Origin of the sequence: Pedobacter quisquiliarum, assembly GCF_014642175.1 — a bacterium.
GTDB classification, from domain to species: Bacteria; Bacteroidota; Bacteroidia; order Sphingobacteriales; family Sphingobacteriaceae; genus Pedobacter; species Pedobacter quisquiliarum.
In genome coordinates, this window is the sequence record NZ_BMIL01000006.1 from 138,410 (window position 1) to 161,927 (window position 23,518).

Annotated in this window: 23 protein-coding genes and 1 pseudogene; 16 read left to right on the plus strand and 8 right to left on the minus strand. The window is 46.0% G+C overall.

Going from position 1 to position 23,518, the window contains the following annotated elements; all coding sequences use genetic code 11:
* Nucleotides 1-2: 2 nt before the first annotated feature.
* Nucleotides 3-287 carry a hypothetical protein gene (locus IEW69_RS10235; RefSeq protein ID WP_188626760.1) on the minus strand — a complete coding sequence of 95 codons (285 nt, stop codon included), beginning with the start codon at nucleotides 285-287 and terminating at the stop codon, nucleotides 3-5.
* A 144-nt stretch (nucleotides 288-431) separates the two neighbouring features.
* Between IEW69_RS10235 and IEW69_RS10240 the strand changes: the two genes are divergently transcribed.
* The 6 genes from IEW69_RS10240 to IEW69_RS10265 all read left to right on the plus strand — a co-directional run bounded on the left by IEW69_RS10240 (nucleotide 432) and on the right by IEW69_RS10265 (nucleotide 7,665).
* Nucleotides 432-983 (plus strand): hypothetical protein, encoded by a 552-nt coding sequence (locus tag IEW69_RS10240; protein WP_188626761.1) that lies wholly within the window; start codon nucleotides 432-434, stop codon nucleotides 981-983.
* A gap of 11 nt (nucleotides 984-994) precedes the next feature.
* Entirely contained in the window at nucleotides 995-3,157 is a 2,163-nt protein-coding gene (locus tag IEW69_RS10245; RefSeq protein ID WP_188626762.1) for a cation:proton antiporter, read from the plus strand.
* Between the two features lie 209 nt (nucleotides 3,158-3,366).
* Nucleotides 3,367-3,651 carry a hypothetical protein gene (locus tag IEW69_RS10250; protein ID WP_188626763.1) on the plus strand — a complete coding sequence of 95 codons (285 nt, stop codon included), beginning with the start codon at nucleotides 3,367-3,369 and terminating at the stop codon, nucleotides 3,649-3,651.
* Entirely contained in the window at nucleotides 3,648-4,343 is a 696-nt protein-coding gene (locus tag IEW69_RS10255; RefSeq protein WP_188626764.1) for an ATP-binding cassette domain-containing protein, read from the plus strand. Before IEW69_RS10250 ends, IEW69_RS10255 begins: the two co-directional genes overlap by 4 nt.
* A gap of 82 nt (nucleotides 4,344-4,425) precedes the next feature.
* Nucleotides 4,426-4,857, plus strand: coding sequence for a DUF1801 domain-containing protein (locus IEW69_RS10260; protein WP_188626765.1), 432 nt, complete (start codon nucleotides 4,426-4,428; stop codon nucleotides 4,855-4,857).
* Between the two features lie 252 nt (nucleotides 4,858-5,109).
* Nucleotides 5,110-7,665 carry an adenosylcobalamin-dependent ribonucleoside-diphosphate reductase gene (locus IEW69_RS10265; RefSeq protein WP_188626766.1) on the plus strand — a complete coding sequence of 852 codons (2,556 nt, stop codon included), beginning with the start codon at nucleotides 5,110-5,112 and terminating at the stop codon, nucleotides 7,663-7,665.
* A gap of 146 nt (nucleotides 7,666-7,811) precedes the next feature.
* Here the strand turns inward: IEW69_RS10265 and IEW69_RS10270 are convergent, their stop codons facing one another.
* From IEW69_RS10270 to IEW69_RS10280, 3 genes are all read right to left on the minus strand, one after another.
* Nucleotides 7,812-8,162, minus strand: a complete 351-nt coding sequence (locus tag IEW69_RS10270; RefSeq protein ID WP_188626767.1) for a DUF2200 domain-containing protein — start codon at nucleotides 8,160-8,162, stop codon at nucleotides 7,812-7,814.
* Between the two features lie 80 nt (nucleotides 8,163-8,242).
* Nucleotides 8,243-9,157, minus strand: a complete 915-nt coding sequence (locus IEW69_RS10275) for a helix-turn-helix domain-containing protein (RefSeq protein ID WP_188626768.1) — start codon at nucleotides 9,155-9,157, stop codon at nucleotides 8,243-8,245.
* A gap of 50 nt (nucleotides 9,158-9,207) precedes the next feature.
* Nucleotides 9,208-9,972 carry an SDR family NAD(P)-dependent oxidoreductase gene (locus tag IEW69_RS10280; RefSeq protein WP_188626769.1) on the minus strand — a complete coding sequence of 255 codons (765 nt, stop codon included), beginning with the start codon at nucleotides 9,970-9,972 and terminating at the stop codon, nucleotides 9,208-9,210.
* A gap of 179 nt (nucleotides 9,973-10,151) precedes the next feature.
* Between IEW69_RS10280 and IEW69_RS10285 the strand changes: the two genes are divergently transcribed.
* From IEW69_RS10285 to IEW69_RS10300, 4 genes are all read left to right on the plus strand, one after another.
* On the plus strand, nucleotides 10,152-11,465 hold the full coding sequence (locus tag IEW69_RS10285; RefSeq protein ID WP_188626770.1) for a gluconate:H+ symporter: 1,314 nt from the start codon (nucleotides 10,152-10,154) through the stop codon (nucleotides 11,463-11,465).
* A 99-nt stretch (nucleotides 11,466-11,564) separates the two neighbouring features.
* Entirely contained in the window at nucleotides 11,565-12,035 is a 471-nt protein-coding gene (locus IEW69_RS10290; protein WP_188626771.1) for a RidA family protein, read from the plus strand.
* A 24-nt stretch (nucleotides 12,036-12,059) separates the two neighbouring features.
* Nucleotides 12,060-13,172, plus strand: a complete 1,113-nt coding sequence (locus tag IEW69_RS10295) for a D-TA family PLP-dependent enzyme (RefSeq protein ID WP_188626772.1) — start codon at nucleotides 12,060-12,062, stop codon at nucleotides 13,170-13,172.
* A gap of 168 nt (nucleotides 13,173-13,340) precedes the next feature.
* Entirely contained in the window at nucleotides 13,341-14,411 is a 1,071-nt protein-coding gene (locus IEW69_RS10300; protein WP_188626773.1) for a dipeptidase, read from the plus strand.
* Between the two features lie 30 nt (nucleotides 14,412-14,441).
* Here IEW69_RS10300 and IEW69_RS10305 read toward each other — a convergent pair whose 3' ends face one another.
* From IEW69_RS10305 to IEW69_RS10320, 4 genes are all read right to left on the minus strand, one after another.
* Nucleotides 14,442-16,145: an ATP-binding protein gene (locus IEW69_RS10305; RefSeq protein WP_188626774.1), complete on the minus strand. Its 1,704-nt coding sequence runs from the start codon at nucleotides 16,143-16,145 to the stop codon at nucleotides 14,442-14,444.
* A 5-nt stretch (nucleotides 16,146-16,150) separates the two neighbouring features.
* Nucleotides 16,151-16,321, minus strand: a complete 171-nt coding sequence (locus tag IEW69_RS10310; RefSeq protein WP_188626775.1) for a hypothetical protein — start codon at nucleotides 16,319-16,321, stop codon at nucleotides 16,151-16,153.
* A gap of 92 nt (nucleotides 16,322-16,413) precedes the next feature.
* Complete coding sequence (locus IEW69_RS10315) at nucleotides 16,414-17,184, minus strand: SDR family oxidoreductase (protein WP_188626776.1); 771 nt, start codon at nucleotides 17,182-17,184, stop codon at nucleotides 16,414-16,416.
* Nucleotides 17,185-17,212: 28 nt separating this feature from the next.
* Entirely contained in the window at nucleotides 17,213-17,968 is a 756-nt protein-coding gene (locus tag IEW69_RS10320) for an SDR family NAD(P)-dependent oxidoreductase (protein WP_188626777.1), read from the minus strand.
* Nucleotides 17,969-18,058: 90 nt separating this feature from the next.
* On the opposite strand from IEW69_RS10320, the gene IEW69_RS10325 reads away from it, so the two are divergent.
* The 6 genes and pseudogenes from IEW69_RS10325 (at nucleotide 18,059) to IEW69_RS10350 (ending at nucleotide 23,510) form a co-directional block, all read left to right on the plus strand.
* Nucleotides 18,059-18,415 carry a winged helix-turn-helix transcriptional regulator gene (locus IEW69_RS10325; protein WP_229663589.1) on the plus strand — a complete coding sequence of 119 codons (357 nt, stop codon included), beginning with the start codon at nucleotides 18,059-18,061 and terminating at the stop codon, nucleotides 18,413-18,415.
* 123 nt (nucleotides 18,416-18,538) lie between these two features.
* The gene (locus IEW69_RS10330; RefSeq protein WP_188626778.1) at nucleotides 18,539-19,072 is read left to right on the plus strand and encodes an SDR family NAD(P)-dependent oxidoreductase; all 534 of its coding nucleotides are present in this window, start codon (nucleotides 18,539-18,541) and stop codon (nucleotides 19,070-19,072) included.
* Nucleotides 19,073-19,257: 185 nt separating this feature from the next.
* Complete coding sequence (locus IEW69_RS10335; RefSeq protein ID WP_188626779.1) at nucleotides 19,258-20,910, plus strand: NADP-dependent glyceraldehyde-3-phosphate dehydrogenase; 1,653 nt, start codon at nucleotides 19,258-19,260, stop codon at nucleotides 20,908-20,910.
* 42 nt (nucleotides 20,911-20,952) lie between these two features.
* Nucleotides 20,953-21,858, plus strand: coding sequence for an SMP-30/gluconolactonase/LRE family protein (locus IEW69_RS10340; protein WP_188626780.1), 906 nt, complete (start codon nucleotides 20,953-20,955; stop codon nucleotides 21,856-21,858).
* A gap of 130 nt (nucleotides 21,859-21,988) precedes the next feature.
* A complete protein-coding gene (locus IEW69_RS10345; protein ID WP_188626781.1) occupies nucleotides 21,989-22,171 on the plus strand; it encodes a hypothetical protein in 183 nt (60 codons plus the stop codon).
* Between the two features lie 129 nt (nucleotides 22,172-22,300).
* Nucleotides 22,301-23,510: pseudogene (locus tag IEW69_RS10350) on the plus strand (IS256 family transposase).
* Nucleotides 23,511-23,518: the final 8 nt, after the last annotated feature.

Sequence of the window (23,518 nt, forward strand, 5' to 3'; positions counted from 1 at the left end):
CTTTAATTTGCCTCGGTGATGTTGTTGATGGCTTGGGTCAGTTCCTCAGGAAGCTGTTTCGTTGCTGCAATCACACTTTCTTCCTCGCGCTCTGTTGCGGGCGTGTACAGGAAGTAGAAGGCATATTCGCCTTTCTGGGCAGCGTCAGTTAAAGCACCTGCAGGGGCCGCCAGGCTTGTAATGCTACTTTCCAGGATGTGCGCATCCTTATGCATGGCCAACCAATCGTTGATTTGGGCTTGTAAAGTGGTTATGTCTGCTGCGGAAAATAGCTTGATCTTTTTCATCGGTTCTGGGTTTATTACATTGAACATTTCGCAATTTTCAATCCAAACTATGGCCTAAGCTGCGAAACAGCATAATACCGCCAACAAAGGACGCCGAAATGCGTTCATTTAAAAGACAGTATATTTGAGAAAAATTCACGTGCTATGAAGAAAATCTTGCTTTTCCTTTTGACCATACTTTTATTCAGCTGCAGCAATGAGCAGGAGCAGAAACTTAAAGAACGCAACCTTGCCTTAGATAAACTTCGCGACTCGCTTGTGATTAAAGAACGCGAATTGAACCTGAAAGCGCAGGAGCTGGATAAGCGCGAGCAGATGCTGGATACTACAAACACGAACATGCCGGAAGGCATTGTGAACCCTAACCTAACTGGGAAGTGGCAGGTAAAGATGACCTGTGTGGAAACAAACTGTTCCGGATCAGCTATCGGTGACGTGCGCAATGAGCAATGGAACATTGCTTACCGGAATGATCTCTTTATTGTAGAAGGACTGGCTGATGGCGCGGTAAATACGCTATATACCGGCTTGTATAATGGTCAGGAAATGCAGTTAAATTCAGGCGCTTCTTCCGCGGGCACAACAATTTCCATCGTGCTCACACCAGCAGAGAATGGCAACATGGTTGGCAGGCGTGAGGTAACACAAGCGGGGGGATGTAAAATCTTCTATAGACTGAACTTGAACAAACTTTAGGATTAGACCATATGATATTATTAAGTATAGACTTCTCCTTACCCCTGAGCAATCCGGTGATGATCTTTACCATCGTGCTGTTTATAATTTTATTCGCGCCGATTGTTTTCAGTAAGATAAAAGTACCGCATATCATCGGCCTTATTCTGGCCGGCGTTATGATCGGTCCACATGGACTTAACCTGTTGCGCAGGGATAGCAGTATTGTACTTTTTGGTACGGTGGGGCTATTATACATCATGTTTCTGGCGGGCCTGGAGATTGACCTCTCGGAATTCCGAAAGAACAGGAATAAGATTATCTTTTTCGGACTTACAACTTTTGTGCTGCCACTCATCGTGGGTATTCTGGCGTGCTACTACGTACTGGGCTATGGTTTTTTATCCTCGCTGCTGCTGGCGTCCATGTTTTCAACGCACACGCTGGTTTCATACCCAATTGCGAGTCAATATGGCTTATCCAGCAAACAAGCGGTAACCCTGACGGTAGGTGGTACCATGATTACCGATATTCTGGCCTTGTTGATTTTGGCCGGTGTTGCTGGGATTACCAAAGATGAAGTATCGGGCGCCTTTTGGATACAACTCGGATTCTCTTCCATTGTATTTGTGTGCGTGGTATTCTTTCTGTTTCCAATCGTGATACGATGGTTCTTTAAGAAGTATGAGGATAGTGTCTCCCAGTATGTGTTTGTACTGGCAACGGTATTCCTGGCTTCGTTTTTAGCAGAGGCAGCCGGGCTTGAAGCCATTATCGGGGCATTCTTTGCCGGCCTGGTGCTGAACAGCTTTGTGCCGCACTCCTCACCATTAATGAACAGGATTAACTTCGTTGGTAATGCGCTGTTTATTCCGTTTTTCCTGCTGGGCGTAGGTATGCTGGTCGACGTCTCTATCATTGTACGTGGCTGGGGTGCCTTGAAAGTTGCAGGTACCATTACTGTGGTTGCCATTGTGACGAAATACGTTGCTGCAAAACTTACACAGAAAGCATTTAAGCTAAGTAAAACGGAGGGTAACCTTATTTTCGGACTGAGCACGTCGCATGCAGCTGCGACCTTAGCCATCATCTTGGTCGGTTATAACATCATCATCGGAGAGGCTCCAACAGGGGAGCCCATACGCTTGCTTAACGAAGATGTTTTGAATGGAACGATTCTCCTGATTCTGGTAAGCTGTGCAGTGAGTTCATTTGTGGTAGAAAGTGCTTCCAGTAAACTGGCCTTGGAAGCTGCAGATACCCCACAGCAAGCCGCGAGAGCGGAAGACCGCAAGATCCTGCTTTCACTGGCTTACCCGGAAAGTATTGCCAGCATGGTCGACCTGGGACTGATGTTTAAACCTAAGAAAAGCAACAGTGATATCTTTGCGCTGCATGTGGTAAACGAAGAAGATCCCAACGGGGCGAATCATGAACTTGGGAAGAAGTTGCTGGACAAAGCGATAAATCATGCCTCAGCGACGGACAACTCCATCATTCCGCTGACGCGATTTGATGCAAGCGCAAGTAATGGGATTGTTTATACAATAAAGGAGTACAACATTACCGACGTCATTATTGGACTCCATCAGAACGCTGCACGGACAGACTTCTTGGGGCTTAAAGCAGAGAACATCTTGAAACGTGTCCGGGAAACGGTGCATATTTACAAGCCACATCAGCCGATTAATACCATTAAAAGGATGTTGGTTGTTGTGCCACCAAGGGCCGAGCTGGAGCCGGGATTTTTGCACTGGCTAAGTAATATCGTCACCCTTGCAGAACAGAGTGGCTTTGCAACAATCTTCTACGGCGCAGAAAATACATTGACACAGATTCAGGTGGCCAGTCAACGCTTATATCCGCAATTGACTATGTTATTTAAGGAGTTTACCGACTGGGATGACTTCCTGATTTTCTCAAGAGAGATTAAGAAGAATGACTTGTTTGTAATCATCTCTTCCAGAAAGGATAACATCTCGTACCTGAGACAGCTAAACAAATTACCGCACTACCTGATCACTTATTTCGAGCAGAACAGCTTCCTGATTATCTATCCGAAACAACTGGAGTCTGGTTCAAGCATTCCCGACATTCAGGCAGCAGAAGATAATGTAATCGGTAAAATCAGCGGGCGGTTTGGCGCATTGAAGCGGATAAAGCAGGTATTTGGAGATCGAACTGTTAGAAAATAGAAGCGGCAATGATCTCCGACCATTACCGCCTCATTTAATTAACGCTCTCGCATATAAATACGCCGAACTTTGGTGATTAGTATGTCGGCGAATAAATTTTTTATGGTTACCGTGCTTTTATTTTAAAGCTGGACCACATCGTTGTTCTTAGTACTGGTCTGGTATGAGAATAGATTCTATTTTCTATCTTGTTTCCTCAAAGTTATATTATGCGCATCGCAAGGGGTTTATGTCTATTCTATTGGAAACTGGTTGTAGCATCGTTACTTTTCTCCCTGTTTCTGGCAGGGTTGGGTTCCGGGAGTGTACCTTTTTTCATTGGAACAGGCTTCGCCTTCATTTTTCTGACACCTGTATTTCATTATCTAAGTTATGAAGTGAATAGTCCGGGAGAATACTATTTCTTTTACAACCTTGGCTTAAGCCGCCTGGTACTGTGGGTGAGTACGCTCATCATGAGCATCCTGGTCGGACTTTCAATTATGTTCCTATGAGTGGACTGCATGCTGACAGCATACGCAAACAATATGGCGACCGCCAGGTCCTAAATGATATTTTCCTTTCCTGCAAAACAGGGGAGATTGTTGGCCTACTGGGCAGAAATGGCTCAGGGAAATCCTCATTGTTAAAGATTATTTTCGGTACCCTTTCAGCAGATAACAAGTTCGTATCCGTTGATCAGCGATTGATGCCTTCCTTATTTTCAGGACGAGATCTGATCAAATACCTACCTCAGGATAGCTTCCTGCCGGCCCACATTAAGATCAAATACCTAATTAGCTGTTTTTGCGGTAAAGCTGCCAGGGGTTTAGTTATGGCTGATCCCTTAATACAACCACATCTCGAAAAGCAGGTAGCGCAGCTCTCGGGCGGTGAAAAGCGGTTAATAGAAATCTTGCTCCTGGTGCATTCCGAGGCGAAGTACCTCCTGCTGGATGAACCTTTTAATGGGCTATCGCCATTGCAGATCACGGCGGTGAAGACCATTATACAAAAACATGAAGCAGTAAAGGGATTTGTAATCACTGATCATGATTACCCGAATGTGCTGGACATCGCTTCGAGGATTGTGTTGATGGATCAGGGTAACACCAGGGTGATCAAAGATCCTCGCGAGTTGATCCAGTTCGGGTATTTGCCCAAATCGTCGTTGCACATATATGCAGGTGGCGAAACAAACTTGTAAATTACATCGAACTGCTGGCTAAAATCACTCGTAGATTGCACTGAACTTCGCGCGGCAGGGGACATCATGTTAATCTTTTATTATGGCTGAATTGAAAACCAAACAAACGGAAGCAAATGTTGAATCATTCATCAGGGACTTTGCTGATACGGAACAAAAAAGAGTGGACGGTTTCCAGCTGCTTGAACTGATGAAAGAAGTTACGGGCTTTGAACCAAAGATGTGGGGCCCAACGATGATTGGGTTTGGCAGCTACCATTATAAATCGGACAGAAGTAAGCAAGAGGGCGACTGGCCACTCGTCGGATTCTCGCCAAGAAAAGCCGCCATTTCGCTATACGCCTATGCAGATACTGAAGAACATGCGGCATGTTTGTCGCGCCTGGGCAAGTTCAAAATGGGAAAAGGATGTATCTACATCAAGAGACTTTCAGATGTAGATGTGGATGCTTTAAGGGGACTTATTGTGGCCACCGTAAAGTTCTTGAACACGAAATATCCCTCCGACGAGTAGAAAAACCCTGGTACTTCTGTCTCCTAGCTGTGAATGAGGTTTTAAGCAAATTCGCCACGCGCTGGTAAACAAGGATTTACAACAGCTGAAAGCGCGTTTTTAAAATATGTAAACTTTTTCAGTTTCTTAAAAATTAAAATCATTGTATATCAAGTGGTTATAAGTATTTCTTGTCAACTTTATTTTTGAATGACGTGAATAAATATTCATTTTGATTAGATTTGAAGCAATCACTTTAATCACCTTTTCATTATGGAACTAGAAAAGCAAGCTGAAAAACAAGTCACCTACACCGCAGATGAAGCTTACAAAGCTTCTCTCGAGTATTTCAAGGGGGATGATCTTGCCGCCCGCGTTTGGGTTAACAAATACGCACTGAAGGATTCCTACGGAAACATCTTTGAAAAGAATCCGGACGATATGCACCGACGTATCGCAAGTGAAATTGCTCGTATTGAACAGCGCTATGCAAATCCATTAACTCAAGATGAAGTTTTTGACCTTATAAAGAATTTCAAATATATTATTCCACAGGGTAGCCCGATGACCGGGATTGGTAACCCTTATCAAATCGCTTCGCTTTCAAATTGCTTTGTCATTGGCAATGAAGGTGATTCTGATTCCTATGGTGGAATCATGAAAATAGATCAGGAGCAGGTACAACTGATGAAACGCCGTGGGGGTGTGGGTCACGATTTATCGCATATCCGTCCGAAAGGCTCTCCGGTAAAAAACTCCGCATTGACATCAACCGGGATCGTACCATTTATGGAGCGCTTTTCCAATTCCACCAGGGAAGTTGCCCAGGATGGAAGAAGAGGTGCGCTGATGCTTTCCGTGGCCATTAAACATCCCGATTCCGAAGGCTTTATTGACGCGAAACTGGAACAAGGCAAGGTGACCGGAGCCAATGTTTCCGTGCGCATCGACGACGAGTTCATGAAAGCCGTACAATCCGGCGAAAGCTACAGACAGCAATATCCGGTGTTATCCAAAGATCCAGTTTACACGAAGGACATTGATCCGGTAGTGCTCTGGAAAAAGATCGTTCACAATGCATGGCGTTCGGCTGAGCCCGGCATCTTGTTCTGGGACACCATCATCCGTGAATCGGTGCCTGACTGCTACGCTGATCTTGGCTATAAAACGGTTTCTACAAATCCTTGCGGAGAAATCCCATTGTGTCCATATGACTCCTGTAGATTGCTTGCCATCAACCTTTTCTCTTATGTAGAGCAGCCTTTTACGAAGGAAGCTGCATTCAACTGGGACTTATTTAAGAAGCACATTCACGCGTCGCAACGCATTATGGATGACATCATCGATCTTGAACTTGAGAAGATAGATGCAATAATTCAAAAAATTGACGACGATCCAGAGGGTGAAGAACTAAAACGCACAGAGAAAAACCTGTGGATCAACATTCAGACTAAAGCAAATGAAGGCAGAAGAACCGGTATCGGCATCACTGCTGAAGGCGATATGCTTGCTGCCATGGGCCTTCGCTATGGAAGTGACGAAGGAACTGCATTCGCCATTGAAATCCATAAATTTATTGCCCTTGAAGCATACCGTGCTTCCGTAAATACGGCCAAAGAGCGAGGTGCTTTCAGCATCTTTGATGCAGAGCGCGAAAAGAACAATCCATTCATCTTACGCCTTAAAGAAGCTGATGCACAGCTATACTATGAAATGCTGGAGCATGGCCGTAGAAATATTGCACTGCTTACCATCGCGCCGACTGGAACAACCAGCTTGATGTCTCAGACCAGCTCTGGAATTGAGCCTGTATTCATGCCTGTTTATAAGCGCAGAAGAAAGGTGAACCCCAATGATAAAGACGTACGTGTAGACTTCGTTGATGAAGTTGGGGATTCCTGGGAAGAGTACGTGGTTTTCCACCATCGCTTCAAGCAGTGGATGGAGGTAAACGGTAAGGATCTTACAAAGAACTACTCCCAGAAAGAACTTGACGAGCTGGTTGCGCAATCGCCGTACTACAAGGCAACATCTAACGATGTAGATTACCTGAAAAAGGTGCGCATGCAGGGTGACATCCAGAAATGGATAGATCACTCCATCAGCGTGACCATCAATATGCCAGCTGATGTTACTGAAGAAGTTGTTGGCGAACTGTACATGGAAGCCTGGAAATCGGGCTGTAAAGGTGTAACCGTTTACCGCGATGGTTCCCGTTCAGGTGTGCTTATTGCAAACACTGAGAAGAAAGAATCACCAGCTGCAGACGCTACCGACAGCGTTTTCCCAACCACCAGACCAACTGTTCTGGATGCTGAAATTGTACGTTTCCAAAACAGCAAAGATAAATGGATTGCATTCATCGGTTTAATTGACGGAAAACCTTACGAGATCTTTACCGGCTTCGCCGATGATGAAGATGGCATTCTGATCCCGAGATGGGTAAATGATGGTTCAATCATCAAGAACCGCGATGCAGATGGTAATTCCCGTTACGATTTCCAATACAAGAACAAACGTGGTCATAAAACCACCATCGAAGGGCTTTCGTACAAGTTCAATCCGGAATACTGGAACTATGCAAAGCTGATATCAAGTACGCTTAGACATGGAATGGCTATTGAGAAAGTTGTTGATTTAATTAACAGCCTGCAACTGGATGAAGCCATCAATACCTGGAAAAACGGTGTTGCACGTGCATTGAAGCGTTATGTGCCGGATGGTACGGAGGCTAAAAAGCAACAGTGTCAGAACTGTAACTCCACCAATTTACATTATCAGGAAGGCTGCTTAACCTGCAAAGATTGCGGATCTTCAAAATGCGGTTAACATAACTTTACTAGATTTTAAAAGCCGGTATGATCGATTTCATACCGGCTTTTTGATTAACAAGAAAATTTAGCTTGTCTATTTTCTAAGGATCTTCTCCATTGATTCCCTTTAGCAATCTCACCGATAATAGCGATATAGCTTGTCTATTTTCTAAGGATTTTCTCCATTGCTTTTCCTTTCGCAAGCTCATCGACAAGCTTATCCAGGTAACGAACGTTTCGCATAAGCGGATCTTCAATCTCTTCTACACGGTATCCGCAGATGACACCCTTGATCTCTGAAACCTTCGGATTCATATTGGGCGCTTCTGCGAAAAATGCTTCAAAGTTGGTTTTATCTTCCAGAATGCGGTGCAGTGCCCTTTCATCATACCCGGTTAGCCAATAGATGATTTCATCAACCTCCGCTTTAGTGCGTCCTTTTCGCTCCGCCTTGGCAATGTAGTGTGGATATACACTAGCAAAAGTCATCTTATAAACACGTGAGTCGTCCATTTATCTTGTATTTAATGCTCCATTAAAACGCTCGTCTCTATGTTCAAATATAACTGATCTGGTTTGGAGCGCAAAGCAGGCTAGTTAAAAAAAGCCCTGAATTCCAATGGCGACACGTTTGTCTTGGACTTAAACAGCTTGCTGAACGACTGCGGATGTTCGAAGCCTAAGCCATATGCGATCTCACTGACCGTCAATTCTGTCGTTGAAAGCTGCGCTTTCGCCTTATCAATCAGCTTCTCGTGAATGTGCTGCTGCGTACTTTGTCCGGTGAGCACCTTCAACAAACTGCTTAAATATCCCGGAGAAACATTCAGTGCATCAGCAACATACTGTACGGTCGGCAAACCCTTATTCAGAAGATCATCCCCCTGGAAATAACCCCGCAGCAACTTATCCAGTCGGTCCAGCAGTTGGTTGTTCGTGATTTTGCGCGTAATGAACTGGCGTTGGTAGAACCGCTCTGCATAATTCAGAAGCGTTTCCAGATGTGATATGATGATGTTTTGACTGAAGCGGTCGATATTTGAATGGTATTCCTGTTTAATGTTATCGATGATGTTCTGAAGCACAACTTCCTCTTTGTCTGAAAGAAACAAGGCTTCGTGGACCGTATAATCGAAGAACTCGTAGCGCTGCATCATGTCTGCAAGCGGACTATGCCAGAGAAAATCCGGGTGAATGAGTAGGATCCATCCAGAGGCTTGAACATCCGTATCGGTCACCGGCGTAGCATGGAGCACTTGCCCCGGCGCGAGAAAATACATCATCCCCTCATCAAAATCATACTCCTGCTGCCCGTAGCGCATCTTATGTGTTAAACCCCGCTTCACAGAGATCGAGTAGTAATCAGAAACGGTAACCATAATGTTGGTGTCCCTTTTAGCTTTCACAAGCAATGCATAATCTACTACGCTAATGAGCGGATGCTCGGGCTTGGGCAGGTTAAATATGCTGTGAAATTCGCTGATGGTTTTAATCCGGTGCGGTGTCATACTTTAAAGTTAAGCAATGTTTAATAATTCTATGTGCGACGCGTATAGCATTAAATGGCTTGGCCACCGGAAACTTCAATCCGTTGTGCGTTCACCCAAAAGGCTTCATCGCTGCAAAGGAAGGCGACTACACCACCGATGTCATCTGGTAAACCCACCCGTCCAAGTGCGGTGAAGCTGGCAATCTGATCATTGAGTTCCTGGTTATCACGAACGCGGCCACCGCCGAAGTCCGTCGCAATGGCACCAGGGGCAACGACATTCGCCCGGATCTTGCGGCCACCCAATTCTTTCGCCATGTACCGGGTCAGTGTTTCCACGGCAGCTTTCAAGGAGCCGTAAACCGATGAGCCGGGCATGGAAATACGGGTAAGTCCGGAGGAGATGTTGACAATGCCGCCACCGTCATTCATATGAGGCAACATCTTCTGCGTTAAGAAGAATACGCCCTTGTAATGGATATTGAAGATCGCTTCCATTTGCTCCTCCGTGGTGTCGGTGATCGGGGAGTACAAAGCGGTACCCGCATTATTTACGAGATAATCAATGTTTGCATGACCATTTTCCTTTTCCAGGTGCGCTGTAAGTTCCCTTACAAAGCCATCAAATTGTGCCGTGTTGCTGGTGTCCAGCTGAAATGCTACAGCAGATTGACCAAGTTCTTTGATCTGTGCAACTACATCATCTGCAGCCGCTTTATTAGCGTTGTAGGTAATCACGACGTCTAAGCCTTTCTTAGCGACTGCCAATGCCATGTTTCTTCCCAGGCCGCGGCTTCCACCGGTAATTAAAGCAATTTTGTTTTTCTGTTCCATGATTTATCGATTGAGGTTTTATCTATAACAAAAGTGGGAAGTACATGGTGCGTCGATGTAGCCGAATCTGATGATGTTGTAGCCAAAATCTAAATGTTATAACAGCAAGAAAGCTGAGGCCACTTAATCAACACGCATTTACACTTTGATTATTAATTAAATACAATGATATTTAGTTGATGACCATACTTGCCGTACTCCTCTGCATCTTGCTGTTGATCGTGATGATCTCGGTATTCAAGATCAATGCTTTTCTGTCCTTTCTGATTGTGTCCATCATTGCCGGAATCAGCCTGGGTTTACCGCTCAGCAAAATTGCCGGCGCCATTGAAAAGGGGATGGGTGATGTGCTGGGTTCGCTGGTCATCATCATCACAACAGGCGCCATGCTGGGCAAGCTTGTTGCGGAAAGCGGCGCGGCGCAGAAGATTGCGGAAGTAATGATGACGACCTTCGGCAAGAAGCACATCCAATGGGCGATGGTCATCACCGGCTTTATCATCGGCATACCGCTGTACTACGGCATTGGTTTCGTGCTAATGGTGCCGCTGATCTTCTCCGTTGTCTACCGCTACAAACTCAACGCCATTTACATCGGCTTACCCATGCTCGCGGCGCTTTCTGTAACACACGGGTTCCTTCCGCCGCATCCATCACCCGCAGCATTGGTCGTGCAGTTTGAAGCCAATATGGGGCTGACGCTGTTTTATGGCATGATCGTCGCCATACCGGCGATTGTTGTTGGTGGACCCATATTCGCGAAGTCGCTGAAACATATAGAAGCAAAACCACTGGCATCGTTTAGAACCAAAGAACTTCCTGAAGAGGCACTGCCGGGCCGTTGGGTAAGCTTGTTTACCGCACTACTGCCGGTTTTACTACTCGCGTTTGCCTCATTTCTTCCGCTGACCCTGCCTCCGGGTTCAGCCCTGGGACCAGTTATCAGCTTCATTGGCAACCCATCTATCGTGATGCTCACCGTTCTGATGATCGCGACTTACTTGCTTGGTATCCGCCGTGGGCAGAAGATGAACGACATCATGGCGCTTTATACCGAGGCCGTGAAGGATGTTGCAATGATCCTGCTGATCATCACAGGCTCTGGCGCGCTGAAGGAAATACTCGTACAAACCGGTGTAAGCGTGGAAATTGCCAGCTATCTGAAGGGGATCTCCATAGAACCGCTGTTCCTGGGCTGGCTCATTGCCGCTTTGATCCGCTTTGCGGTGGGCTCCGCAACGGTGGCGGGCTTAACGACCGCAGGCATCATCTTCCCGTTGATGGCCGGCGCCCATACAGATCCCAACCTGATGGTACTTGCAGTTGGTGCCGGAAGCCTGATGTTCTCCCATGTGAACGACTCCGGATTCTGGCTCTTCAAGGAATACTTCAACCTCAGTCTGCGGGATACCTTCCGTTCCTGGGCACTTATGGAGACCATCGTAGGCGTCATGGGCCTCATCGGCGTTTTAATTCTCCACGCGCTTTTGTAAATTGCCAGCAGCTTAATGGCTTCTAAAGCTTAAATGGAGGCCTGTAAATAAACAACAGACAAGAATAATCAAGTAAAAACCCAACCTAAACAACCATAAATGGAAAATCTAACCGCAGACCAGCGCTTCGAGCAATTGGGATTAACACTTCCACCCGCGCCAGCACCACTTGGCGTTTATAAACCATGCCTTATTGATGGCAAACAGCTTTATCTCAGCGGCCACGGACCTGTAAATAACGATAAGAGCCTCATCATTGGCCGCATCGGGAGTGAGATGACACAAGAAGAAGGGAAGCTTGCCGCAAGACAAGTGGGACTAACAATGCTGGCGACCATCAAGGCGAACCTTGGCAGCCTGGACAAAGTGAAACGCGTGATCAAGGTATTGGGCATGGTTAATTGTACGCCGGATTTCGAGAAACATCCATTCATTATCAATGGTTGCAGTGAGCTCTTCGCGGAAATTTGGGGACCAGAAAACGGCATTGGTGTAAGAAGTGCCGTAGGCTTTGGTTCATTGCCTGACAACATCCCTGTTGAAATCGAAGCCTTGTTCGAACTTCATTAAACAATTGCTCAGCAGCCAAAAAACATGATAAAATCAAACTGGTATGAACTGGATGATCTGCCCGCTGTAGAATCACCTGGGCTGGTCTTTTATGAAGACCTCATCCGGGAGAACATCAAAAGGTTGATCGGCATGATCGATCATAAAGCAAGATTGCGCCCGCACGTCAAGACCCATAAATCTGCGGAAGTGACCAGGCTGATGCTCCAGGCGGGATTGAAAAAATTCAAATGCGCCACCATCGCAGAAGCCGAGATGCTTGGATCCTGTGAAGCGCCAGACGTATTACTGGCCTATCAACCTGTGGGGCCAAACATCCAACGCTTCATGGTCTTGCAGAAAAGGTTTCCCGCAACGCGATTTTCCTGTATAACAGATAACCTGGAAGCCGCGGAGAACATCGCATTAGCCGCAAAAGAGAACGATCTGCGTGTTTCCATATACATTGATGTTAATGTTGGCATGAACCGCACAGGTATCCTGCCGGAAGCGGTGCCGGAACTCTATAAGGCTTTAAGAACTGATGAACACTTAAACCTGCTGGGCCTGCATGCCTACGATGGGCACATCCATGAAGCAGATTTCAGCATAAGGCAAAGGGAAGTAAGGAAAATCATTCAGCTACTTCAATCACTTCAACAGCAGCTGGAAACTGAACAGCAGCATAAACCAACGATCGTTGCGGGTGGTACGCCAGGCTTCCCGATATATGCGAAGGAGAGTGATTTTGAATGTAGTCCTGGTACGTTTGCACTTTGGGATCATGGCTATCAGCAGGCCTTCCGAGAACAGGATTTCCTAACAGCTGCACTGGTTGTAACAAGGGTAGTTTCTTTGCCAGCGCCGAACCTGATCTGCACCGACCTTGGGCATAAGGCTGTGGCTGCAGAAAACATACTTTCAAACCGGATAACCTTCCTTAATGCACCGAAGCTTGTACCCGTTAGTCAGAGTGAAGAACACCTGGTGCTCGACGCTGGCGAAAACCACCGCTATAAAATAGGTGATGTGCTTTACGGCCTACCAATCCATATTTGCCCCACTGTAGCGCTTTATGATTATGCCTACAGTGTTGCAGCAGATCGAACGCCGCAACTCTGGCCGATCAGATCCAGAAAACGAAGAGATACCATTTAGTTAGAAAAAAAACACGGCTAATAGAAGAGATAGCATTTAGTACGTAAAAAGAAGACTGCTAATAGAACAAATAGGTTGGTTCTTTTCAAACAAGATAATTGAAGAGATAGCATTTAGTTCTAAAAAGAACAAGCTAATAATAGAAGGTCAAAATTAAACCGAGAACCAATGTTTACCATAGATGCCCATTTAGACTTAAGCATGAACGCGATGGAATGGAACCGCGACCTGCGACTTCCAATTGAAACCATAAACGAGCGGGAGCGTGGCCTCACCGACAAACCCGATCGCGGCAATGCGGTAGTCAGCTTCCCGGAACTCCGAAAAGGGGGCATCGGCCTCGTTGTAGCTACCCAAATCGCGCGCTATGTGGCGCCAGATAATCCGTTACCTGGCTGGCATTCACCCGAGCAGGCTTGGGCGCAAACCCAGGGTCAACTGGCCTGGTACAAAGCGATGGAAGCCACGGGAGATCTGGTGCAGGTGAAGGATCTGGAAGGACTGGAACAACATCTTGAATTATGGCAAAGTGATTTCCCAGCCGAAACAAAGCCGATTGGCTACATCCTCAGCCTGGAAGGCGCAGATTCGCTAGTCGATGTAGGTCATCTTGAAATTGCCCACCAGTACGGGTTAAGAGCAGTCGGACCGGCACACTACGGTCCGGGGCGGTATGCACAGGGCACTAATGCGACAGGCAAGTTGGGGCCAGATGCTTATGCGTTGCTGGCGGAAATGGAGCGGCTGAATATCATTCTCGATGCCACGCACCTGAGTGATGAAAGTTTCTGGGATGCCATGGATCATTTCAATGGCGCAGTCTGGGCTTCACACAACAACTGCAGGACACTCGTAAACCATAACCGTCAATTCTCCGACGAGCAGATCAAAGAACTGATTAGCCGTGGTGCTGTGATCGGCGCTGCGCTGGATGCCTGGATGATGGTGCCAGACTGGGTGCGGGGGACTTCCACGCCAAGGGGCACAAACTGCAATCTGGAAGTGATGATTGATCATATCGACCACATCTGTCAGTTGGCCGGTAATACAGATCACGTCGGCATTGGGTCCGATTTAGACGGTGGCTTCGGCACCGAACAGTGTCCGTACGATCTGGAAACTATTGCAGACCTGAACAAAGTACCAGCTTTATTTGCCAGCAGGGGCTACAAGCAAGCGGATGTCGAAAAACTGATGCACGGCAACTGGCTCCGTTTTCTCAGAAGAACCTGGAAGTAAGTGTTGCCATACATTTTGAAACATACGGAGCTATACGTTCAAAGGAACTGATATGGCAACCTGTAAGCCACCATGTTCGTGGTGGTCAAATTTACACCGGCCAGACAGCTCCTCTATACGGCTTTCTATGTTAAATAAACCCCTATGATCGGTCGACTCCATTTCAAGACCAACACCATCATCCCGATAGTTGATGTTTAAGCGGTCCTGATCTATTTCGAAACGCAAGACCACGCTTCTCGCAGCGCTGTGTTTCTTCATGTTTACAAGTAGCTCCTGCACGATTAATAGTAGTTCATTTCCAATCCGCTCATTGATTTTGAGGTCCATATCCTCCTGAAGACCGACCATTGAGATACTGAGGTGCTCATTTGAAAATGACGAGCCTAATTCATAAAGTTGAGCCGACAACTTCGCTGGTTCAGCAACGACAAGGTGGGATATCCCACGAGATTTCTCATAAAGATTCTCAATCTGATCAATTAATTTTTCCTTGTTAATTTCATCACCATATTCCAGTTCCGACATCATCCGATATAACCCATTGGCTACTACGTCATGGATTTCCTTAGATGTTTTTAGTTTACTTTCCCGAATGGCCCGATCGGCTTGTTCCGCAAGCTGCCGCTTTCTACGGCGATACCGAAGGGAGAAAATCGAAACTGTAGCAATCAAACCAAACGCAGCTGCCCACAGGCCGACAGTTCTCCGAAGAATATCTACCTGTTGTTGCGTATTCTCCCTTTCCAGTTTTAAGTTTTCCGACTTGTGCTTTTCCGTCTCATATCTGATCAACGCGAACTGGTTTTTAGCAGCATTGCGCACCGTTGATAAACTATCCTGCAGTTGCAAGTACCTTTTCAGATAGAAGGGATTCGATGGCGCTAGCTCGGCTAAGTAACTAAGCGTCTCCAATTCATTATCAGGATTTCTAAGCTTCAAAGCAAGCTTATACATGAAATCTGAATAGTGCAAGGCCGAGTCCCGATTGGAACGCTTGTAAAAGCTCACCAAATGGGAATAGCTTGAATTCTCGCCCCATAGGTCGTGTACGTTCTTACGGATTTCTAATGCCTCCATGTACACCGGTATGGGATTATAGCGAGCTTGTTTCAGCCATCGCGTCTTTGCCAGATTGGTAAGCGTTCGCGCTTTGGTTACTTCAACTGGATTCCTGGCCAAAACTTCCCCGTATATCTTTATGGCCGTATCATATTGCCCCAATTCCCTGTACGCGTTAGCAATGTTGTTTTTGGAAATATGTAAAGCTGCCGAATCGATTATGAATGATGATGCCTGTTTATAAAACTCCAGAGATGCCTTGTATTTTTTTAGGTCGTAAGATGCAATACCAAGGTTATTTAAATTGGAGAGGATATAAGGTGAATGCGCTTCCTTTGCAGCATTAAAGAACTTCAAGGCTTCCAAACTGTATTCCTGACCATTGAAGCTATCTCCAGCTTCGGTAGCAATAAGTGCCATGTTCGTTAGCGTAGTCCCGAGCATAAAGCTATCCCGTTTCTGCAGGTATATTGCTCTTGCCTGATTAAAGATGATAAATGCGCTGTCGAGCTCCCCGGAGTCTAATAGGGTATAAGCCTGCTGCGTAAGCGGGTGTGAACTTCTTTTCGGGACTTCAATATCGCCCTGTAAGCTCTGCTCTTTGTTGGAACAGGATGATGATAATAGTCCTGCAATAATGGCGAAAAATAGGAATTTAGAGATGCGTTCCAATCAGCTTATAAAAACTTATAAACAACCGCCACAACAACCACCATGAGGAACAGGAACAAGCTGTGCACTTTTACCTGCGCAACATCTTGTCGGCGGGAAGCCAGAACCACATCCTTAATCTTCTTTGAGAAAGAAAACAGTGCAACAATCGCGAAGGGGAGATACATCAGGCTCATGGTTGTTTAATCAGTGGGTCTAAAGATGAATCTAAATTAATGAAATAGTTGATAATCTCCTGAATTTACTAAATTCATGGTTCACAAATTGGTTAACGCATAAGGCTGATGTTCGTAAGACCACCATCAGAGAGTAGTTCTGTACCCACCACAAAGGCAGATTCATCCGATGCCAGGAACACAGCAGCATTCCCGATATCTGAAGGAAGCCCCTGTTTACCTACCGGTGTGATGTCCCTCCAGATTTGTTTAACCTGCTCCAGCTGCTCCTGCGGCAGGAACTTCTCAAATACGGGGGTATCTATGGAGCCTGGAGAAAGTGCATTGACCCTGATCTTTCTGGATAACAAATCAAGCGAGAGACCTTTCGCCAGGAAGATGACCGCTGCTTTTGCGGCACCATAGATGGCCATACTTGGCGCCGCCCGATGTGCCGCACTCGAGCCAATGAGGATGATGGATGCCCCATCATTCAGGTAAGGCAAGGCTTTCTGCACGGTGAAATACACACTTTTCAAATTCAGATCCATGTACTGGTCGTATTGTGCTTCTGTCACATCTGCAATCGCACCCATAGGTACGCCATCCACAACACCACCCGCATTTACAACCAGCACATCAATCTTATTGAACCGCTCGGCTGTTTTCTTAAAAACGTTCTCCAAGTCTTCAAGGCTGGTCACCTCACCCTTGATGCCGATGAAGGCAGTACCAAGTGCATCAGTTGAACGCTTCAAGGTTTCCTCATTTCTTCCGGTGATGCTGCCCACAGCACCAGCGTTTTTGAATGCTTCTGCGATGCCGAAACCAATGCCGCTATTGCCGCCGGTAATTACAGCTACTTTATTCTTTAACTTTTCCATTTTATTTTTAATAATCTGTTGAATTCTATTAAAGTCCGTATATACCGCCTGATACCGAGATCTTCTCTCCGGTGATCCAGCCTGCGTCATCGGAAGCTAAGAAGACGGCCACCTTCGCGATGTCCTCCGGTAAACCAGTGCGACCCAGCGGTGTTGTTGCAACGAACTTTGTCTCTATTTCAGAACCAACGAAGCCAGCGCTAATTGAACCCTCTGTGGCAACAATACCCGGCAGAATGGAGTTAATTCGGATGTTTCTTCCACTAAATTCTTTCGACAGCGCTATGGTGATGGCATCCAGTGCTGCTTTCGTGGCCGAATAAACGGAACCTGAAGCAAGCGGCGTATTGCTAACACCAGAGCTGATGTTGATGATGTTGCCACCTTTATCGCCAAATTGCTTCACAGCCGCCTGGATGGTGAGCAGCGAACCCAATACGTTAATGTTGAACTGCTGGTGGAAGTTCTCTTCCGTAAGCTCCTCTATGGGTGAATACTGGTAAACGCCTGCATTATTCACCAGAATATCCAAAGTGCCGAAAGCAGTGCCGGTTTCTTCAAAGAGCCTGACGACATCCGTTATTTGGGCAACATCTGCCTGGATGGCGATGGCTGTACCGCCTGCGGCGGTGATTTCTTCAACCACTTTGTCTGCATAAGTTTTGCTGCTCGCATAATTGACTACGACTTTAGCACCTGCTGCTGCGAAGTGTTTGGCGATTGATGCACCTATGCCTTTTGAAGCGCCGGTAACAATCGCAACTTTGTTCTCTAATTTATTCATGACTTGTTTATTTATTTAAGCTGCAAATCTATATAGATTTGTAACTTTGTAACTAAAAGTAACAGTAACCAAGAAGTAACCAGGTAACATATGGAATGCGATAAGCACTATGAACAAGACCGCAAGAAGGAGATGATGGCCATTCATGACGCCATGGATGTATTGAGTGGAAAATGGAAGATCTACATCATCTCGTCGATCTGTCACTACAATAAACGAAGGTTTTCAGACATCTTGAATGATGTTGTCGGCATCTCCAACAAGATGCTGAGCAAGGAACTGAAGGAGTTGGAAACCAACAAGCTGGTAGAACGTACGGTGTTAGACACGCACCCGGTAACGGTACAATACCGGTTAACCAAGCACGGCAAGACCTTACAGACCATCATTGATAACCTTACCGCATGGGGATTGAATCACCGGAAGGAAATCATCAGAAGGGATTGATGTTGAAATCCGGGATGTAAACACATCTTCCAGTGATCTGGATACTTTTGCAGTTTGTTAAAGGCTGAAGTTTGTAATCTAAACAGAACCGAAAATGACAGATAAAGCAAAGCAAGGAAAAGTATGGCTGGTTACCGGCGCCTCAAAAGGCATGGGACTGAAGCTACGGTCAACATCATCCGTAACGTAATGCCGCACCTGCGCCAGCAAGGCTCCGGACACATCATCAACATCTCATCCAATGCAGGCTATTTAGGCTTTGGGAATGCCTCCAGCTACAATGCCGCAAAGTTCGCCATGGTGGGCATTACCGAGGAGCTGGCACAGGAAGTTAAGCCATTTGGCATCAAAACTACGGTTGTGGCACCAGGGCAATTCAGGACCGAGTTCATGAACTCCATCCAGTATGTGCAGCACAGAATACCTGCTTACGGTGTAGATGAAGCCGAAAAGACCTGGTCTAAAGCCAGTGGCACCCAGCCCGGCGATCCCGACAAACTCGTAAGCATCTTGCTGAAGCTCTCCGAGATGGAGGAACCACCGCTGCATCTTCTATTAGGTCCAGACACGTATGAGCTCGTGATTAATAAGCGAAAGGAAGAGGCTGCGGCATTCGAGAAATGGCGTCATCTTACCTTATCTACAAATTTCGAATAATCGGAAAACAGGAACACATCCATTCTGAGAGTAAATACCTTAGAAAGCTGTGTAGACAGGCGGGTAAAATCCGACCAATATTACAATTCGCTCATCAAAAGCCGGTAAAACCCGCCTATATCAATTCTATTCACGTATTTGTAAATAATTAGAAGAATCGGAACTTAGTAGAAAGCAGCATCCATATGGCAGAGCAGACGAATCCCATTAGTAAAGACCTTAAGAGCTTATTTTCAACCCTGGCGGACATTCCAGAAGATATCCGAATCGAATCGCCGCTGCATCAGAAGCAGATCCTGATTGATGGAGCACTGCGGGAATGGACGGGAGACTTCCACGAGGTCTATTCGCCAATTCTGATCTCCAACAAGGAAACTGGTGCAACGGAGCAGCTGCTCATCGGAAGTTACCCCATAGCCACGACAAAGGAAACGCAGGAGGCGCTTGATGCTGCAGTTCGTGCTTACGACGGCGGTCGTGGGGCATGGCCGGCAATGCACATCAACGAGCGGATTCAGCACCTGACCAGATTTGTTTCCGAGATGAAGGCCCAGCGCCAGCAGATTGTGAAGCTAATCGTCTGGGAAATCAGCAAAACAGTCGCCGATGCGGAGAAGGAATTTGACCGGACGATCGACTATATCAATGAGACGGTGCGCTCGGCAAAACAGCTATCCAACCAGACCAATGCCTTCCAGGTCACGCAGGGCTTTATCGGGCAGACCAAAAGAGTTCCCCATGGCGTGGTCCTGTGTATGGGACCTTTTAACTACCCGCTAAACGAAACCTTCACGACCTTGATCCCGGCGCTGATCATGGGTAATACGATCCTGTTCAAGCCACCTAAACACGGCACCCTGTTGTTTGAACCCTTATTGGAAGCATTCTCAAGCTGTTTCCCTAAAGGCGTGGTGAACACGGTTTATGGCAGGGGCAGGGACATTGTACCGATGCTCATGGAAAGCGGCAAAATTGATGTGCTTGCCCTGATTGGCTCCAGCAGGGTAGCGGATGCGCTGAAGAAAATGCACCCTAAATCCAACCGCTTGAAGTCCGTCCTAGGACTAGATGCTAAAAATGCTGCAATCATCCTGCCTGATGCAGACCTAACACACACCGTCAGGGAAGTTATTGCTGGCGCACTATCCTTCAATGGACAGCGATGTACGGCCTTGAAAGTGCTCTTTGTACATCATGAAATCGTAGCGCCCTTCAATCAGATTCTGGTAGAAGCGCTGAAGCAAATCGGCATTGGCTTACCTTGGCAGAAAGGCATTACGATCACCCCTTTGGCAGAGCCGGAGAAGCCTGCATACCTTAAAGCCTGTGTTGATGATGCGCTTGCAAAAGGCGCTGACGTGCTCAATGCTGCAGATGGGGGTGGAGCCATCTATGAATCCTTCGTACATCCAACAGTGCTGTATCCTGTAAACAGTGCTATGAAGATTTACCATGAAGAGCAGTTTGGTCCAGTTATTCCGATTGTGCCATTTACCGCGTTGTCGGAACCGGTCGAATACATCATGAACTCCCCTTATGGGCAGCAGGTGAGTATCTTCAGCCAGGATACGGATGCGGTGTCGCTATTGATTGATACACTTGCGAACCAGATCGGAAGAATCAATTTGAACAGTCAATGCCAACGCAGCCCGGATACCTTTCCATTCAATGGACGGAAGGACTCAGCGGATGGTACATTATCGGTTGATGAAGCTTTAATCGCTTTCTCTGTAGACTCTGTGGTGGTTACGAAGCAGACGCCAGAGAATGAGCAGCTGATCAGGTCAATCCTCGAAACAGGTGGTTCAAGGCGGTTGACGAATGAGGTTTCCTTTTAATTTATGGATGGTATGGGTATCTTTAAACGTAAACCCTCTGCTATGAACATTTCTAAACTAAAATTAGTAATCTTAATTATGGTGTATTCTTCCGCTTCATCTGCCCAGGATGCTAATCCAGGAACAGCAAACCTGTTTGACCAAAACGAACTTAAACTGATCGCAAGCGATTTCAGCTTTACAGAAGGCTGTTCTCCCGACAAACAGGGAAACGTGTTCTTTACAGATCAGCCAAATGATAAAATCTGGAAGTATGGTACAGATGGAAAGCTTTCTGTGTTCATGGAGAAATCCGGTAGATCTAACGGGACCTATTTCGATGCCAAAGGAAATCTTGTGACTTGTGCAGATCAAGATGGTGAGCTGTGGGCGATAAAACCGGACGGAAAAGTAGATGTGATCTTGAAAGACTATCAGGGGAAACAGTTTAACGGCCCCAATGATCTTTGGATCAACAGCAATGGAGACATCTATTTCACAGATCCTTATTATAAACGTGATTATTGGACCAGAACCGGTAAGGACATGAGTAGCAATGATGTTTACTATCTTCCAAAAGGAGCTAAACAGCCCATCCGCGTTGTCAATGATTTAAACACACCGAATGGTATCGTTGGAACACCTGATGGAAAGTACTTATATGTCGCTGATATTGGTGCAGGTAAAACGTACAGATATTCCATTGAAGCCGATGGAAAGCTAGGAGGGAAGCACCTGCTGATGTCGTATGGTTCGGACGGCATGACCTTAGATGAGAAGGGAAACATTTACTTGACCACAGGTAAGGGCGTTCTGATTTTAAACGCAAAAGGAGAGATGATCGCGCAGATTAAGGTGCCTCATGAACCGAGTAACATTTGTTTCTCCGGGAAAGATAAGGATGTGCTGTTTATTACAGCGCGGAAGGCTATTTACACTTTGCCAATGAAGGTGAAAGGGGTAGAATAAAACCATCTTTACATTAGAAAGAAGTGGCTTTTGAATTTTTAAAAATCCGTTGGGTAAGACTAACCACCACGTTATCACCAATGATAGTTGTAGTAAAAGATTATGGGTCCTCTAGCCTAACCGCCGTATTATGAGAAAAAATGTGCTTTTTTTACTTGCAGAAGAAATTCACGGACTATTTTTGGACCTGCAAATTTTGCTTCGTTACGTTTTTGTTACGGCTTTTTATCGAGAAATTGAAATTGCATCTACGTCAGATTATAATAAAATACAAGCAAAAAGAACTACAGGAGATTCGGCCAATTACATTTAAGTGCTGTACAGATTCTTAGATTAACTTCCAACAAATATGTTAATCCTCGGATATTTCGTTATTAGAGGGTACCACGAGGGTGTTTCATGAACTGTGTCAATAGTGTAACTTTAAACTATCGACATGAACATGGCAACACAAGAAGATTTTGATTTCGAAAGCTTCAAAAAGGAAGCTATAGCTGGCTTATATGCCGGCAAGAAAATGACAGGCACAGATGGGGTTCTAGCTCCAATGATGAAACACTTTCTGGAATCAATGATGACCGGAGAACTGGAGCACCACATTTCAGAAAGTAAACTAGCCGGTCAGCCCAATCGTAAAAATGGCAAAAGTAAGAAGACAGTACGTAGCTTAAGTTCCGGGGAGTTTGAGCTGGAGACTGGTCGTGATCGGCTTGGCACTTTTGACCCTAAAGTTGTACCCAAACGACAACTGATCATTACAGAGGAACTGGAAGGAAACATTCTCTCGATGTATGCCATGGGCATGAGCACGCGTGCTATGCGTGATTATATCCAAGAAATGTACGCCATGGATATTTCTGCAGCTGAGATCTCAAGAATTACCGACAGTGTGATTCCAGCGGTGCAGGAATGGCGCAATCGTCCGCTAGAAGCAGTTTATCCCTTTGTATTTCTGGATTGTATGTTTTTCAAAGTCAGGGTAAATGGTGTGGTTGAAACCCGTGCGATCTACAATATTCTAGGCGTAGACATTGAAGGCAAAAAAGATGTTTTAGGCCTGTATACAGCTGAAAGTGAAGGTGCCAAATTCTGGCTCTCGGTGTTAACTGATCTAAAAACGCGTGGCGTGGAAGATATACTGATCGCCTGCATCGATGGCCTGAAGGGCTTTCCTGAAGCAGTTGAAGCTATTTTTCCAAAGACCAGGGTGCAGCTTTGCATTGTTCATCAGATCCGCTCTTCAATGCGTTATGTTCCTGAAAAAGATAAAAAGGCGGTGATGGCCGACATGAAGCCTATCTACCAGGCAAATAATGAGCAGCAGGGTTATGAAAGGTTGTTGGAGTTTGAAGAAAAATGGGGTAAGAAATATCCGCTGAGTTGCAAATCCTGGCTGGATAACTAGGTGAACCTTTCTGCATTCTTTGAATACGACGCCGGGATCCGCAAGATTATTTACACCACCAACCCGATTGAGGGTGTCCATCGTCAAATCCGTAAAATAACCAAGACCAAAGGTGCGTTTTCTTCAGAACAGGCACTAATGAAACTAATGTACCTGGACTATGCCAATCCATAATTGGGGACTGGCATTTTCTCAACTTTATATTAAGTTTGGTGACAGAATTCTTCAGGAGAATAGAGGCTTCTGAGAGGCGTT